At 31.1% G+C, this 2,279-nt stretch carries 1 protein-coding gene; it reads right to left on the bottom strand.

The genetic code is table 11. The features are described 5' to 3' along the window. Positions 1-348: 348 nt before the first annotated feature. On the bottom strand, positions 349-1,971 hold the full coding sequence (locus RCH19_RS14640; protein ID WP_343023853.1) for an amidase: 1,623 nt from the start codon (positions 1,969-1,971) through the stop codon (positions 349-351). Positions 1,972-2,279: the final 308 nt, after the last annotated feature.

Genomic DNA, 2,279 nt, shown 5'->3' with positions numbered 1-2,279 from the left:
TTATAAAAGCACAGAAAATAAAAATTAAAACATTGGCAATCAAATAGATGAAAAATAAAATCATGCGGATTTATTTTTTATCGGACATTAATGTTAACTAATATTGAAAACGTTTGATAATAAACTTAGTGCTTATTAGAAGCAAGATGGATTAAGGTGTAAAATTTTATTTAGTTTACTCTTGGTTCATTTTGCTTCTAAACTTAGCTTTATTACATCATATTCAATTGAGATGATTTGTCTTCCAATAATAATTTTATTGAAAAAAACGGGAGTATAAAACATTAAGTATTTTTCTAATAGAAAAATATTTTAGTAGGTCTAAAATTAATTACAGTAAGGAATATTCTATCCTAGAAAAGATGTTTTAAAATCTGGCTTCACTCTTTTTTTAGCAGCTTGCTCATACGAATATGCTATTCCAATCAATTTACCTTCCGTATAAGCAGTACCAAAAAAAGATAAACCTACTGGTAAATCGTAAACTTTACCACAAGGAACAGTAATATGTGGATAACCACTAATTGCTGCTGGAGTAGTTAAGGAATAATCTCCCCATCGATCTCCATAAATAGTATCAATGCTGCAGGTTGGACCCATTGTGATTCCACAAATAGCATCTAATTGATTATCTGCAAAAATTTTGTCTAGAAAATTTTTACTACCCACATGACTATTTTCTAAAGCTTCTAAATATTTTTTATCTCTTAAATCAGATTTCGCATTCGAACTCTCTAACAATTCTTGCTTAAAATAAGGCATTGCTTTATCTTCGTTCTTACGATTGAACTCTATAACTTCACTCAAAGACTTAACTTTACAATTTGCGTTAGCCAAATAATTATTTACTCCATCTTTAAACTCATATTGTAGAACTTCAGATTCTGAAGCGCCTAAAGAATTAAATTTATCCAAATAGTCAATTTCAACTAGTACTGCTCCATTCTTTTTCAGAATAGCAACAGTAACTGCGAAAAGCTCATTAACATACTTGTTATTACCTTGTGCTTTTTTCTCAATTCCAATTCTTTTTCCAGCAAGCGCATTTATATCTAAAAATTTAGTATAATCAGCAAAGCTCTTTCCTGTACTCTCTCGCGTAATTGAATCATTATTATCTACGGCAGCTAAAACACCAAGCAAAATTGCAGCATCTTCCACTGTCCTAGCCATTGGACCCGCCGTATCTTGAGTTTTTGAAATAGGAATAATTCCACTCCTACTTACTAAGCCAACGGTAGGCTTGATTCCTACAACACCACTAACTGAGGCAGGACAAACAATTGAACCGTCTGTTTCTGTACCAATTGCTACAACGCACAAGTTAGCAGAAACTGCTACACCAGAACCAGCACTTGAACCACAAGGATTTCTGTCTAAAAAATAAGGATTTTTAGTTTGGCCTCCTCTACTACTCCAACCAGAACTAGAGTTGGTCGATCGAAAATTTGCCCATTCACTTAAATTAGTTTTTCCTAATATAATTGCGCCAGCCTCTCTTAATTTTGTAACAATAAACGCATCTTTAGAAGCGATATTTCCCTCTAATGCTAATGATCCGGCAGTAGTTTGCATTTTGTCAGCTGTGTCAATATTATCTTTAATAAGAATAGGAAGTCCATGTAAAGGGCCTCGCTTTTTACCTGAATTAATTTCTGAATCCATCGCTTTAGCGATAGACAAGGCATCAGGATTAATTTCGATAACAGAGTTTAACTTTGCACCTTTCGCATCGATTTGTTCAATACGGTTGAGATACAATTTAACTAATTGTTCAGAAGTATACTTACCAGAATCCAGCTTTTGTGTTAAACTAATAATTGTTTCCTCATCAAGTTCAAAATTTAAACCTGATTCGACATTTGAATCTGATTCATCAGATTTAGTTAATCCTTCACATCCTGAAACTAAAAATGATGTCAAACCTGCAGATGCAAGTGTCGTAGTGGTCAAAAAATCTCTTCTTTTCATAAGTATCAAATAAAAATAAATAATAGTAAAATATTGACTGACTCAAATCTACTTTTAAATTTTTAATTTATTTAAATTTTACCTGAGAAATTTAGTTGATTTTACCAGCTTTTTTCGATATTCATGAAATAAAATTCTAACGTAATACCGAATTATTATAGTTAATTTAAAGCATTTTTTAGAAAATAGTCAATTAAGTTATTTAATGAATAGAAAATGTCTAGTCCTAAAAAAACGATACAGGATTAATAAAATAAATATACAAATTATTAAACAGTAGTGAGCAAAAGTTTACTACTGTTTTTTGT

The organism is Flavobacterium sp. PL12 (assembly GCF_039123485.1).
Classification (GTDB): Bacteria; Bacteroidota; Bacteroidia; order Flavobacteriales; family Flavobacteriaceae; genus Flavobacterium; species Flavobacterium weaverense.
Note: the sequence above shows the minus strand (reverse complement) of the source record. Positions and strands in the feature narration are given on the sequence as shown.

What these genes read in the sequence shown, in the direction of transcription:
- RCH19_RS14640 (WP_343023853.1), bottom strand. Translation starts at nt 1,971, where the DNA reads ATGAAAAGAAGAGATTTTTTGACCACTACGACACTTGCATCTGCAGGT.